This is a genomic window from Buttiauxella selenatireducens (assembly GCF_031432975.1).
Taxonomy (GTDB): domain Bacteria; phylum Pseudomonadota; class Gammaproteobacteria; order Enterobacterales; family Enterobacteriaceae; genus Buttiauxella; species Buttiauxella selenatireducens.
In genome coordinates this window covers 873886-886965 of record NZ_CP133838.1, presented here as the reverse complement: position 1 = coordinate 886965, position 13080 = coordinate 873886, and the positions used below count along the sequence as shown (strand labels likewise).

Annotated in this window: 11 protein-coding genes; 7 read left to right on the top strand and 4 right to left on the bottom strand. The window is 50.3% G+C overall.

Annotated elements, in window-relative coordinates:
• Window positions 1–104: 104 nt before the first annotated feature.
• Window positions 105–1364: a diaminopimelate decarboxylase gene (lysA, locus tag RHD99_RS04045; RefSeq protein WP_309877550.1), complete on the bottom strand. Its 1260-nt coding sequence runs from the start codon at window positions 1362–1364 to the stop codon at window positions 105–107.
• A gap of 112 nt (window positions 1365–1476) precedes the next feature.
• Between lysA and RHD99_RS04040 the strand changes: the two genes are divergently transcribed.
• Complete coding sequence (locus RHD99_RS04040; protein WP_309877549.1) at window positions 1477–2400, top strand: LysR family transcriptional regulator; 924 nt, start codon at window positions 1477–1479, stop codon at window positions 2398–2400.
• A gap of 1 nt (window position 2401) precedes the next feature.
• On the opposite strand, the gene RHD99_RS04035 is transcribed toward RHD99_RS04040, so the two are convergent.
• Both RHD99_RS04035 and RHD99_RS04030 read right to left on the bottom strand, forming a co-directional pair.
• Window positions 2402–3568 carry an MFS transporter gene (locus RHD99_RS04035; RefSeq protein ID WP_309877548.1) on the bottom strand — a complete coding sequence of 389 codons (1167 nt, stop codon included), beginning with the start codon at window positions 3566–3568 and terminating at the stop codon, window positions 2402–2404.
• 228 nt (window positions 3569–3796) lie between these two features.
• On the bottom strand, window positions 3797–4492 hold the full coding sequence (locus RHD99_RS04030; RefSeq protein ID WP_309877547.1) for an aspartate/glutamate racemase: 696 nt from the start codon (window positions 4490–4492) through the stop codon (window positions 3797–3799).
• Between the two features lie 165 nt (window positions 4493–4657).
• Here RHD99_RS04030 and RHD99_RS04025 point away from each other — a divergent pair, with 165 nt between their 5' ends.
• The 5 genes from RHD99_RS04025 (at window position 4658) to RHD99_RS04005 (ending at window position 9950) form a co-directional block, all read left to right on the top strand.
• Window positions 4658–4984 carry a cupin domain-containing protein gene (locus RHD99_RS04025; protein ID WP_183270499.1) on the top strand — a complete coding sequence of 109 codons (327 nt, stop codon included), beginning with the start codon at window positions 4658–4660 and terminating at the stop codon, window positions 4982–4984.
• A gap of 722 nt (window positions 4985–5706) precedes the next feature.
• Window positions 5707–6597, top strand: coding sequence for a carbohydrate ABC transporter permease (locus RHD99_RS04020; protein ID WP_183270500.1), 891 nt, complete (start codon window positions 5707–5709; stop codon window positions 6595–6597).
• The gene (locus tag RHD99_RS04015; RefSeq protein ID WP_183270501.1) at window positions 6590–7504 is read left to right on the top strand and encodes a carbohydrate ABC transporter permease; all 915 of its coding nucleotides are present in this window, start codon (window positions 6590–6592) and stop codon (window positions 7502–7504) included. Before RHD99_RS04020 ends, RHD99_RS04015 begins: the two co-directional genes overlap by 8 nt.
• Before the next feature lie 13 nt (window positions 7505–7517).
• On the top strand, window positions 7518–8645 hold the full coding sequence (locus RHD99_RS04010) for an ABC transporter ATP-binding protein (RefSeq protein WP_309877545.1): 1128 nt from the start codon (window positions 7518–7520) through the stop codon (window positions 8643–8645).
• Window positions 8646–8660: 15 nt separating this feature from the next.
• Window positions 8661–9950 carry an ABC transporter substrate-binding protein gene (locus RHD99_RS04005; RefSeq protein ID WP_309877544.1) on the top strand — a complete coding sequence of 430 codons (1290 nt, stop codon included), beginning with the start codon at window positions 8661–8663 and terminating at the stop codon, window positions 9948–9950.
• Between the two features lie 739 nt (window positions 9951–10689).
• Here RHD99_RS04005 and kduD read toward each other — a convergent pair.
• On the bottom strand, window positions 10690–11451 hold the full coding sequence (gene kduD / locus RHD99_RS04000) for a 2-dehydro-3-deoxy-D-gluconate 5-dehydrogenase KduD (protein WP_183270505.1): 762 nt from the start codon (window positions 11449–11451) through the stop codon (window positions 10690–10692).
• Window positions 11452–11831: 380 nt separating this feature from the next.
• On the opposite strand from kduD, the gene RHD99_RS03995 reads away from it, so the two are divergent.
• Window positions 11832–13010, top strand: a complete 1179-nt coding sequence (locus RHD99_RS03995; RefSeq protein ID WP_183270506.1) for an oligogalacturonate lyase family protein — start codon at window positions 11832–11834, stop codon at window positions 13008–13010.
• The last annotated feature ends 70 nt before the right edge of the window (window positions 13011–13080 follow it).

Sequence of the window (13080 nt, the reverse complement as noted above, 5' to 3'; positions counted from 1 at the left end):
GATGCAGGAAGGCGGCAAATAAGAGAGTCCCAATGAGCTTACTCATGTAAGTGATTTGGGCGAACGAAAGCAGCCAACGCACCTGCAGCATGAAAGATGAAGGGTCACAGCTCCAGTGCCAGCAGTTCCTGAATAGTCTGGCGGCGGCGAATCAGCCGCGCCTGGCCATTATCAAACAGAACTTCCGGGAGCAGTGGGCGGCTGTTGTAGTTGGACGACATGGACGCGCCATACGCGCCGGTATCATGCAGCACCAGATAGTCGCCGACCTGCACTGGCGGTAACTTGCGTGTTTCCACTTTGCCGCCTTCTTGCTGGGTAAACACATCACCCGATTCACACAATGGCCCGGCAACGACGGTTTCGACCCATTGCTGCGCCTCCAGATGACGCCCGTCGCCCGCCAAAGCAGAAATATGGTGGTAGCTGCCATACATTGAAGGACGCATCAAATCGTTAAAACCGGCGTCAATCAGCACAAAGTGGCGCGACCCCATGTTTTTAACGGAACGAACCTGAGCCACCAGCACGCCCGACTCCGCTACCAGGAAACGGCCTGGTTCAATTTCGAGTTTTACCGGATGACCCAGGCGGTGAGCAATTTTTTCACGTGCAGCGTTCCACAGGCCGTAATAGTGATCGGTATCGATTGTTTCTTCGCCTTCGCGATAAGGAATCGACAAACCACCGCCCGCTGAAATCGCCTCCAAATCCTGCCCGAAATCAATCACCTGTTGCACCATCGCGCCACAAACACTTTCCAGATGGCCGTAATCAACGCCAGAACCAATGTGCATATGAATGCCGACTAAATGCAGTTTGTAGCGTTGGATAACTTCCAGCGCCTGCGGTAAATCCGCATGCCAGATCCCGTGCTTGCTATTCTCGCCGCCGGTATTGGTTTTCTGGCTATGCCCATGACCAAAGCCTGGATTGACGCGCAGCCACACACGATGCCCCGGCGATACTTCGCCCAACTGCTGCAACATATCCACGGAACCGGCGTTGACCGGAATTTGCTGCGCAGCCACCAGCTCAAGTGTCGCCTGGTCAATCATATCGGCGGTGAACACGATGTCATCGTGGTTTTCCAGCGGCTGATATCCTGCCGCCAACGCACGTTCAATTTCGCCCTGCGATACCGAATCAACCTTCACACCCTGCTCGCGCATCAAGCGCAAAATATGAATATTCGAACATGCCTTTTGGGCAAAACGAATGACATCAAACTGGCGCAACTGCGCAATCTGCTGGCGAATAATATCCGCGTCGTAAACCCAGACCGGGCAGCCAAATTCCGCAGGCAGTGTCAGTAAATTTTGCGCGTTCAAAGCAGTGTTGGTGTTATTGAGTGGGCGTGGCATGACGAGCTCCGGTAATCATTCATTTTCTTCATTACGCCATAGAGTGAGATGAAGAAAAAATATCGATTTCTCGCAAGTCTATTCATATATGATATGGATAAAGGAGATAATCATGCCCTCAATTACCTTACGCCATATCGAAATTTTTCACGCCGTCATGACCGCCGGGAATCTCACCGAGGCCGCAGGGCTGCTGCATACCTCGCAGCCTACCGTCAGCCGTGAACTGGCAAGGTTTGAGAAGCTGATTGGTCTGCAATTGTTCGAGCGCAGCCGTGGGCGGTTACATCCCACAGTTCAGGGTTTACGGCTATTTGAAGAGGTGCAGCGATCCTGGTACGGGCTGGATAGAATTTTGAGTGCCGCTGAAAGCCTGCGTGAGTTCCGCCAGGGTGAACTGTCGATTGCCTGTCTGCCCGTGTTTTCGCAATCTTTCTTGCCCGTTTTAGTCCAACCGTTTCTGGCGCGATACCCGGAGTTAAGCCTGAATATTGTGCCGCAAGAATCCCCGTTGTTAGAGGAGTGGTTGTCCGCACAGCGTCATGATCTCGGGTTGACCGAAAATACGGTCACGCCCGCCGGAACGGAACGCCAAACCTTGCTCACACTCAACGAAGTCTGCGTACTGCCAGCCGGGCACCGCCTTGCGGATAAAAAAGTGCTTACGCCACAAGATTTTGCAGGGGAAAACTATATCAGCCTGTCGCGCACTGACAGCTATCGTCAGTTACTGGATTCGCTGTTTCAGGAGCACGACGTTAAACGACGGATGGTGATGGAAACGCACAGCGCGGCGTCCGTGTGTGCGATGGTGAGGGCGGGTGTCGGTGTATCCGTGGTCAATCCTTTGACCGCACTGGATTATGCTTCGAGTGGCGTTGTCGCGCGGCGCTTTAGCGTGGCGGTGCCGTTTACCGTGAGCCTGATCAGGCCGCAGCACCGACCTGCTTCCGCGTTAGTTAGCGCTTTTAGCGAACATCTCCAAAACAGTATGCAAATCTACCTCGAGCCGCTGAGTACGCTGCTTGACGCCTGAGTTACTGCTCGGTTGCAGGTTGTTGATGCCCGGTGCCATTGCTGAAGTTAATCAGGCAAATGATCAGCCCGATAGCCGCAAGCCCAGCCGCTGCAACCGGTACGGCGGTGAGGTCGAAACCGTGGGCAATGACGGAGCCCCCCACCCACGCGCCTAACGCATTGCCCACATTAAAAGCGGCAATGTTGAGCGTGGAGACTAAGTTGGGCGCATCTTTGCCGTGAAGCACGACGTTGATTTGCAGCGCGGGAACGGTAGCAAACGCCGCCATCGCCCAGAGAAACAGCGTGATCTCCGCAAGCCACATGCCATGGCTGGTCCAGTGGAACAGCAACGAGAAGAGAGCAATCAGGCTAAAGCTCAGGATCAGGCTGAAGGAAACGCGCCAGTCAGCCAGTCGCCCACCAAGGATATTCCCGACGGTTAAACCCGCGCCAATCAGGAACAAAGTCCAGCTCACGCCCTGATGCGTCACTCCCGTGACCTGTAGCAGCATTGGCGCAATATAACTAAACAGGGCAAACATCGCGGCGGCAAAAAACACCGTCATAGAAAGAGAAAGCCACAGTTTGCCATTCGCCAGCGCGCTGATTTCGCGTTTCAGGTCGGTAGGCGTTTCCTCCTTTTGCGCGGGTAAACTGACAATCAGCGCCACAAAAGCCACAACGCCGATAATCGCCACGCCCCAGAACGTCGATCGCCACCCGAACAACTGCCCGAACCAGGTGCCAATCGGCACGCCCAACACATTCGCTAATGTCAGGCCGGTGAACATCAACGCTACCGCCGAAGCTTTGCGATTTGGCGCGACCAGACTGGCAGCCACCACCGCGCCAATGCCGAAGAAGGCGCCGTGGCACAATGCCGTAATAATGCGAGCCAGCATCAGGAACGAGTAATTCAGCGCCAGCGCACACAGAATGTTACCGACAATAAAAATCACCATCAGCAGAATCAGCGAAAGTTTGCGCGGCAATCGTGCCGTCAGTAATGCCATGATCGGTGCGCCGATTGCCACCCCGAGCGCGTAGCCGCTAATCAGCCAGCCCGCCGAGGGAATAGAAATCGCCAGATCCCCCGCGACATCGGGCAGCAGGCCCATAATAACGAACTCCGTCGTGCCGATGGCAAACGCACTCATCGCCAGCGCGAGTAAGGAAACAGGCATGGAATAACTCCAGGTTGAATACCCCAGGTATGACGGGTATAGAAATAACAAAAGGCGGGAGAGCGAAGCTCAACCGCCAGATTACGGGGATGTCAGAGGTGCAGCTTGTATGAAAAAACGTGCGCTGCTTAACAAATTTATAACACACAAAACGCAGAAGGTGACCCGGCGAGCGCTAAGGATACTCTGCTTTATCCATTAACCCTCTGAACTTTAAAATAAAAAAGACTATTCTTCCAACATGAAATTGACTGCATCAGCCGCGTGAATAGCCGCAGTATCGAATACCGGTAGTGTGCAATCTTGCTGAGTGAGCAGCAAACCGATTTCAGTGCAGCCAAAAATCACACCCTGCGCGCCCTGCCCCTGCAATTCCTCAATCACCTGCTGATAAAAGTGCTTAGACTCGGCAGTGATTTTTCCCAGGCACAGTTCTTCAAAGATTATCTGATTAATACGCAAACGCTGTTCTTCATTTGGGATCAACGATTCAATACCAAACTCAGCATGCAGGCGACCCCGGTAGAAATCCTGTTCCATGGTGTAACGCGTACCCAGCAGCGCAACACGCTGTACATTTTGCGCGGTGATGGCGCGCCCTGTTGCATCGGCGATATGCAAGAACGGCAGCGTGCAACGTGACTCAATGTGGTGTGCCACTTTGTGCATGGTGTTGGTACAAAGTACGATGCCCTCGGCTCCGGCTTTTTGCAGGCCGAGCGCCGCTTGTGCCAGCATATCGCCTGCTAAATCCCATTCGCCCTTGGCCTGGCACGCTTCGATTTCATGGAAATCCACGCTGTGCAGCACGATTTTGGCCGAGTGCAACCCACCTAAGCGCTGCTTAACCCCTTCATTTATCAAACGATAATAGGGGATGGTCGATTCCCAACTCATCCCGCCCAGCAGACCAATAGTTTTCATCACGCGTCACCTGTTCATATTTATTTCATTGGTTATATCAGAGAGATGCCGCAATGCGAAAGCGTGATCGGCACTACAAAACGCCGGCACCAACTATCGCAAAGGAATTTTTCAGGATACGATTATTTAAATGAAACGTTGTTTCACATGATAAGGGATCGAGAAATGTTCACTTTTATTAAAGATACTCAATTGGAAGATTTAGGTGCGGGCGTGAGCCGCCGCATTCTCGCGCACGACGGTAAAATGATGGCGGTGCAGGTAAACTTTGAAAAAGGTGCCATCGGCCCGATGCATAATCACCCGCATGAGCAGTTAACTTATGTGCTGTCTGGCGAATTTGAATTCACTATCGGTGAAGAAACCCAGCGCGTTAGCGCAGGCGACACCCTGTATAAAGAACCTCACGTGATGCACGGTTGCGTTTGCCTTGCCGCAGGCACGCTGCTGGATACCTTCACTCCAATACGTGAAGACTTCCTGAAGAAATAATTGCTGAATGAACTGCTCTGAACTGGCGCGAAAGCCGGGAGCAGTTCATCACTAATATAAATATATTAGGTTGCTAATAATACCGAAAACTCCTTCCGTATTCCCTTTCTCCCCATTCATTATTTCATTTCAGCATAAATATAAGACGCTCAGGCTCACATTAAACAAAACCCCCTCTCCGTTAATATTTACACACGAAACAAATAAGAAACCCTCATTATTGATAAAATAATAACCATATGATTTATATGATTATTTAAACAATAAAATAGTTACCCTCTTCTGCAACGCTCTCCAATCGATAAGAAATTTATTCATCACTCCTTCGTCCCTATACCCTGACTTATTTCAGGTCATTTTTAGCCGCAAAGAGAAAAACGCCACATGCATCAAACAATCGAAACAGCGTTTCGACTTTGATCACATTTCCATGATTAATCGAATGACTCATTTACAAATAGTAATAAGATTATTTAAAACAATGTTTCACAAATCAGGAACCACGGTTCGCATGTTTATGAAATCTGTAAATCCCCCACAGAAATCAAAAACAGGCGCTGGTGATTTAATACTTATTTATCAATCAATTATCAGGGAATGAATATGATATGTACGTCCACCGCTTTCCGACCCAGCCGTATGGATTTACGGGTGAGGCAATGAGTTTCAAGAACAATTTTGTAAAAACAATTTTTAAACCATTGAGCGCCAGGTAGGTATGTATGAATGAAAACAAAATGCTGGGATTGGCATGGATATCGCCCTACATAATCGGGTTGCTTATCTTTACTGCCTTCCCGTTTGTTTCATCTTTCTTCCTCAGTTTTACTGAGTACGATTTGATGAACCCGCCGGTGTTCACCGGTATTGAAAACTATCGCTACATGTTGACCGAAGATTCACTCTTCTGGAAATCCATGGGCGTGACGTTTGCGTACGTGTTTTTAACTATCCCGTTAAAACTCGCTTTCGCACTGGGTATCGCCTTTGTTCTGAACTTTAAACTGCGCGGCATCGGTTTCTTCCGTACTGCGTATTACATCCCATCCATTCTGGGTAGCTCGGTGGCTATCGCGGTTTTATGGCGTGCGCTGTTTGCTATCGATGGACTGCTCAACAGCTTTATCGGCGTGTTTGGTTTGGACCCGGTGAACTGGCTGGGCGAGCCTTCTCTGGCGCTGATGTCCGTTACGCTGCTGCGTGTCTGGCAGTTCGGTTCTGCAATGGTCATCTTCCTTGCCGCGTTGCAAAACGTCCCGCAATCACAATATGAAGCAGCAATGATCGACGGTGCGTCTAAATGGCAGATGTTTATGAAAGTGACGGTGCCTTTGATTACACCGGTTATTTTCTTCAACTTCATTATGCAGACCACGCAGGCGTTCCAGGAGTTTACCGCGCCATACATCATTACCGGCGGCGGCCCGACTCACTATACCTACTTGTTCTCACTCTACATCTACGACACGGCGTTCAAATACTTCGATATGGGTTATGGCGCAGCGCTGGCGTGGGTTCTGTTCCTGGTCGTGGCGGTCTTTGCCTCCATCGCCTTTAAGTCATCGAAATACTGGGTGTTCTACTCCGCAGATAAGGGAGGCAAAAATGGCTGATATTTCAAATAACCAGCTCGGGTCTACAAGCCAGACAGATTTGGCCGAGCAAGAAGTCGCACGTACGTTACGTCGCGAAAAAATCAGCCGTACCATCCGCTATGTGGTGCTGATATTTGTCGGTCTGCTAATGCTCTACCCGCTGGTGTGGATGTTCTCTGCGGCATTTAAACCGAACCACGAGATCTTCACCACTCTGGGTCTGTGGCCGTCAAATCCAACCAGCGACGGTTTCGTCAACGGCTGGAAAACCGGTACTGAGTACACCTTTGGTCACTACATGTGGAACACCATGCAGTATGTGATTCCAAAAGTGCTGCTGACCATTATCTCTTCAACGATTGTCGCTTACGGCTTCGCCCGTTTCGAAATCCCGTTCAAGAAGTTTTGGTTCGCCACGCTGATTACGACCATGCTGCTACCCAGCACCGTGCTGTTAATCCCGCAATACCTGATGTTCCGTGAAATGGGCATGTTGAATAGCTATCTGCCGCTGTGGCTGCCAATGGCGTTCGCAACCCAGGGATTCTTTGTCTTCATGTTGATCCAGTTCCTGCGTGGTGTTCCACGCGATATGGAAGAAGCCGCGCAAATTGATGGCTGCAACTCCTTCCAGGTGCTGTGGTATGTGGTCGTGCCGATTCTGAAACCGGCCATTATCTCCGTCGCCCTGTTCCAGTTCATGTGGTCAATGAACGACTTCATCGGGCCGCTGATTTATGTGTACAGCGTAGACAAATACCCCATTGCACTGGCGCTCAAAATGTCTATCGACGTGACTGAAGGCGCTCCATGGAACGAAATTCTGGCAATGGCGAGCATCTCCATTCTGCCATCGATCATCATCTTCTTCCTGGCTCAACGCTACTTCGTTCAAGGCGTGACCAGCAGCGGAATTAAAGGTTAAGTGAGGGAATATCATGGCTGAAGTTATTTTCAACAAATTGCAAAAAGTGTACTCCAACGGCTTCCAGGCGGTTCATGGTATCGACCTGAAAATTGAAGACGGTGAGTTCATGGTTATCGTCGGCCCCTCTGGCTGCGCGAAATCAACCACCCTGCGTATGCTGGCGGGCCTCGAAACCATCAGCGGCGGTGAAGTCCGCATCGGCGACCGTGTCGTCAACAACCTGGCGCCAAAATCTCGCGGAATTGCGATGGTGTTCCAGAACTACGCCCTGTATCCGCACATGACGGTGCGTGAGAACCTGGCGTTCGGCCTGAAACTGAGCAAATTGCCAAAAGATCAGATTGAAACTCAAGTTAATGACGCCGCAAAAATTCTTGAACTCGATGAGCTGATGGACCGCCTGCCGCGCCAGCTGTCAGGCGGCCAGGCACAACGTGTGGCCGTAGGCCGTGCGATTGTGAAAAAACCCGACGTGTTCTTGTTTGACGAACCGCTGTCTAACCTTGATGCCAAACTGCGTGCGTCGATGCGTATTCGTATCTCTGACCTGCATAAGCAACTCAAAAAGAGCGGCAAACCGGCCACCACCGTTTACGTGACCCACGATCAGACCGAAGCGATGACCATGGGTGACCGCATCTGCGTGATGAAACTCGGTCACATCATGCAGGTGGATACGCCAGATAACCTCTATCACTACCCGAAAAATATGTTCGTGGCAGGCTTTATTGGCGCGCCAGAAATGAACATTCGCCCGAGTAAGCTGATTGAGAAAGATGGCAGTCTGCAAATCAGCGTCGGTCATGACACGCTTGCCCTGAATGAGCGCCAGCAGAAGCGTTGTGCTGAATACAAAGATCAGGACATCTTCTTCGGCATCCGTCCTGAATTTATTTCTCTCTCAGATGAACCGTTCGCTGACAGCCACTCCAGCGGTGAAATGGTACGTGTGGAGAACATGGGCCATGAGTTCTTCATCTACCTGAAAGTAGCTGATTTCGAAATGACCTGCCGCATCCCTTCCGATGAAGCTAAGCCAATGATTGAAAAGGGTCTTCACCGCAAGGTGTATTTCAAATTTGACATGGAAAAATGTCATATTTTCGACGCAATAACAGAACAGAACATCTCTCTCTGACAGGAGTCTATGATAATGAAAAAAGTGCTGTTAAGTACCCTGATTGCCTCCACACTCGGCATGGCTGCTGGCTCGGCGTTTGCGGCAGATGACGTTGATTTACGACTGTCCTGGTGGGGCGGTAATGGACGCCATCAGGTGACGTTGAAGGCAGTTGAAGAGTTCCAGAAACAACATCCAAACATTAAGGTGAAGTCTGAATACACCGGTTGGGACGGCCACTTGTCCCGTCTGACCACCCAGATTGCTGGCGGCACAGAACCGGACGTGATGCAGACAAACTGGAACTGGCTGCCTATTTTCTCTAAAACCGGCACCGGCTTCTACGATCTGAATACCGTGAAAGATGAGCTGAATTTAGCGCAGTTTGATCCTAAAGAATTGCAGTCGACGACCGTCGATGGAAAGCTGAACGGTATTCCGATTTCCGTCACCGCGCGCGTGTTCTATTTCAATGACGAAACCTGGAAAAAAGCGGGCATCGCTTACCCGAAAACATGGGATGAGCTGATGGCGGCGGGTAAAACCTTCGAATCCAAATTGGGCAAGCAGTACTTCCCGGTGGTGTTAGAGCATCAGGATACGCTGTCTTTGCTGCGCTCTTATATGGTGCAGAAATACAATATTCCAGAAATCGACACGACGAAAAAACAGTTCGGTTACAGCAAAGAACAGTGGGTTGAGTTCTTTGGAATGTATAAGAAACTCATCGACAGCCACGTGATGCCTGACACCAAATACTATGCCTCATTTGGTAAGAGCAACATGTATGAGATGAAGCCGTGGATTGAGGGCGAGTGGGCCGGGACTTACATGTGGAACTCCGCCATTAAGAAGTATTCCGACAACCTTAAGCCACCAGCGAAACTGGAACTGGGCTCTTACCCAATGCTGCCAGGTGCCACTGACGCCGGTCTGTTCTTCAAACCTGCGCAAATGTTCTCTATCAGTAAAACAACAAAGCATCCGAAAGAAGCAGCGATGCTGATTAATTTCTTGCTGAACGAGAAAGCGGGCGTAGAAGCGCTGGGTCTGGAGCGTGGTGTTCCGTTGAGCAAAGCCGCTGTCACCCAGTTGACTGCTGACGGCGTGATCAAAGATAACGATCCGGCGGTTGCAGGTCTGAAACTGGCGCAATCTCTGCCAAACAAACTGCCAACGTCCCCGTACTTTGACGATCCGCAAATTGTGTCCTTGTTCGGAACCTCTTTGCAGTACATCGATTATGGTCAGAAAACGGTAGAAGAAACGGCCGCTGAGTTTGAGCGCCAGGGTAACCGGATTCTGAAGCGCGCGATGCGTTAATTAATCCTGGTTCCAGGTGTTATGTATGGCCCCGCTTGCGGGGCTTTTTTAGTTCTGAAGAACGTGATTTATATTGGAAATAGCGAAGGTTCCGTTCACCAGAAGTACTCCGTTATATGGAACCACCGAACCGGTGAACGTCATAGGGGAGCCGCCGTCGCTCCCCTATGGACCCCGACTCCCGGCAAATAAATCGCCGCTGCGCGGTAAACACCGTTTTTCACCCAACATTCGCGGTCGTTCGCGATTCGTTCCCGACGATCGCTCTCTTTCGCCGCTCCCGGCGGCTCAACCCCGACTGAAGGGCAAAAAACGGTGCGATTTAAGCCGGACTCAAATTCAACGACAAAACCCAAATTCAACGTCAAAAGCCAAACGGGTTTTGACCTTGTTCCCGGTATAAATTGCCCCAGTGTTCCCCATAAGTCAGGGTGGCGTGGTCGGGAACCACGCCAGTGAGCGATCGTCTGGAACGAATCGCGAACGACCCTGAACGTTGGGGAAAAGCTGGGGTTTACCGCGCAGCGGCAATTTAAAACCGGGCGCCGAGGTCGCCAGGAGGGTGGCGTAACCCTCCTGGCACGTTCACCGTTAGCAACGGTTACAGAGATAATCAAATGCGCGGGTGAACGGAAAACAGCAGTGTTGACCGATATCATCCTGCTAAACATCAAATGCAAAAAGCCCCCGATCCGAAGACCGAGGGCTTTTAAACACAAACAATAAAGCGACTACAAAATTAACGCGCTAACCAGCCGCCATCAACAGCAACGGTGTAACCGTTGATGTAATCAGAAGCAGTGGATGCCAGGAACACGATTGGCCCTTTCAAATCTTCTGGCAGACCCCAACGGCCCGCTGGGATACGCTCAAGAATGGCAGCGCTACGCTCTTCATCAGCACGCAATTGCTGGGTGTTGTTAGTTGCCATATAGCCCGGAGCGATAGCATTCACGTTGATACCGTGTTGTGCCCACTCGTTCGCCAGCAGACGGGTCACGCCCATCACTGCGCTTTTAGACGCGGTGTAAGAAGGAACGCGGATGCCACCCTGGTAAGAAAGCATGGAAGCGATGTTAATGATTTTGCCGCCTTTGCCTTGAGCAATGAACTGGCGAGCAACAGCCTGAGACATGAAGAATACGCTCTTGATGTTCAGGTTCATGACATCGTCCCAGTCTTTTTCGCTGAAGTTGATCGCATCTTCACGACGAATCAAACCGGCGTTGTTCACCAGGATATCGATTTGGCCGTATTCAGCAACAGCACGCTCCAGCAGCGCTGGAATACCATCGATCTGACGCAGGTCAGCAGTCAGGCTCAGGAAGCGGCGACCCAGAGCAGTAACACGCTCGATAGTTTCAGCCGGCTCAACGATGTTAATACCAACGATGTCACAACCCGCTTCAGCAAGACCGATAGCCATGCCCTGGCCCAGACCTGTATCACAGCCAGTAACAACAGCAACTTTACCTTCCAGGGAGAACGAATCCAAAATCATGTAGGTTTCCTTTTTTATACGGGCCTGCTGTTAGCGCAAGCATTTTGGGGAAAATTTTATTCGCGCTAACTGCGCGTTTCAGAAATCACTTACGGTAAAAAACCTGTTCCGTAATCTTTGATGGGTTAATAGTAATCTTGTTGAAACTGCTTTTCAAATATAAATGAAACGTTGTTTCAACTTTTAGAGGATACTTGTCAAATTTGATATTGGGATCACGGTTAGCCTCCGCTCCCCTCCTGCCGACCTCTTTGTATTCCTGACGAATTGTGAGATGAGTTGCGGTTTAGTGAATGCAATCACACACTTTGAAACAATGTTTTGATAAATTGATACCAATTGTTCAAACATGAATTTCAACAGATTACATGGAGGAAGTTATGGCCAAAGGTATGCGGGTTAAACTGGTTTACGAAGTAAGCCAGGACCCAGACACAGGCGTCGAAGTTACCCGCCTAACGCCACCAGAAGTGACGTGTCATCGTAATTACTTCTATCAAAAGTGCTTTACCAATGATGGTAGTAAGTTACTGTTTGCTGGGGAATTTGATGGCAACTGGAACTACTATCTGCTGGATATCGCTGCAGGCGAAGCGGTGCAATTAACTGAAGGCACCGGCGACAATACGTTTGGTGGTTTCCTCTCCCCGGATGACAAATCCCTCTATTACGTGAAAAACGAGCGCACGTTACTGGAAGTCAATCTTGAGACTCAGGTTGAACGAGAAGTTTATCGCGTACCGGCGGATTGGGTCGGTTACGGCACCTGGGTTGCTAACAGCGATTGCACCAAATTAGTCGGCATCGAAATTTCTAAAGACGACTGGGTTCCGTTGAACGACTGGAAAATCTTCCACGACTTCTTCCACAAAGGCCCCCACTGCCGCCTGCTGCGAGTTGATCTGCAAACCGGCGAAAGTGCCGTGATCCACCAGGAGAAAAACTGGCTCGGCCATCCAATTTATCGCCCATTCGATGACAACACCGTCGCATTTTGCCATGAAGGCCCACACGATCTGGTTGATGCGCGTATGTGGATGGTCAACGAAGATGGCAGCAACGTGCGTAAAGTAAAAGAACATGCGGAAGGTGAAAGCTGCACGCATGAGTTCTGGGTGCCAAACGGTTCATCTTTGATATACGTTTCTTATCTGAAAGGTCAGCAAGGTCGTACCATTTATAGCTACAACCCAGAAACGGGTGTTAACGCAGAAGTGATGCAGATGCCAGCGTGTTCCCATCTGATGAGTAACTTTGATGGCACGTTGTTAGTCGGTGATGGTTCCGGTACGCCAGTGGATGTGAAAGACACCGGCGGTTACACCATCGACAACGACCCGTATTTGTATGCCTTCGATGTGGCGAAAAAAGCCTGGTTCCGCGTCGCACGCCACGATACATCCTGGGCAACATTTGCGAATAGCCGCCAGGTCACGCATCCACATCCTTCATTTACGCCGGATGATAGCGCGATTCTTTTCAGCTCTGATAAAGACGGTAAGCCTGCACTGTATATTGCGAAAATGCCCGCTAACCCAGAATTAATCTCAGCCAAATAATATATGTGCCCTGTAAGGCCTTTGCCCTCTCATCGAGGGCTTTTTTATATGTGAATTGAAGTGCTTTTAT

Bases quoted from the DNA above. Each gene is read 5' to 3' on its own strand.
- lysA (WP_309877550.1), bottom strand. From the start codon at position 1,364: ATGCCACGCCCACTCAATAACACCAACACTGCTTTGAACGCGCAAAAT.
- RHD99_RS04040 (WP_309877549.1), top strand. From the start codon at position 1,477: ATGCCCTCAATTACCTTACGCCATATCGAAATTTTTCACGCCGTCATG.
- RHD99_RS04035 (WP_309877548.1), bottom strand. From the start codon at position 3,568: ATGCCTGTTTCCTTACTCGCGCTGGCGATGAGTGCGTTTGCCATCGGC.
- RHD99_RS04030 (WP_309877547.1), bottom strand. From the start codon at position 4,492: ATGAAAACTATTGGTCTGCTGGGCGGGATGAGTTGGGAATCGACCATC.
- RHD99_RS04025 (WP_183270499.1), top strand. From the start codon at position 4,658: ATGTTCACTTTTATTAAAGATACTCAATTGGAAGATTTAGGTGCGGGC.
- RHD99_RS04020 (WP_183270500.1), top strand. From the start codon at position 5,707: ATGAATGAAAACAAAATGCTGGGATTGGCATGGATATCGCCCTACATA.
- RHD99_RS04015 (WP_183270501.1), top strand. From the start codon at position 6,590: ATGGCTGATATTTCAAATAACCAGCTCGGGTCTACAAGCCAGACAGAT.
- RHD99_RS04010 (WP_309877545.1), top strand. From the start codon at position 7,518: ATGGCTGAAGTTATTTTCAACAAATTGCAAAAAGTGTACTCCAACGGC.
- RHD99_RS04005 (WP_309877544.1), top strand. From the start codon at position 8,661: ATGAAAAAAGTGCTGTTAAGTACCCTGATTGCCTCCACACTCGGCATG.
- kduD (WP_183270505.1), bottom strand. From the start codon at position 11,451: ATGATTTTGGATTCGTTCTCCCTGGAAGGTAAAGTTGCTGTTGTTACT.
- RHD99_RS03995 (WP_183270506.1), top strand. From the start codon at position 11,832: ATGGCCAAAGGTATGCGGGTTAAACTGGTTTACGAAGTAAGCCAGGAC.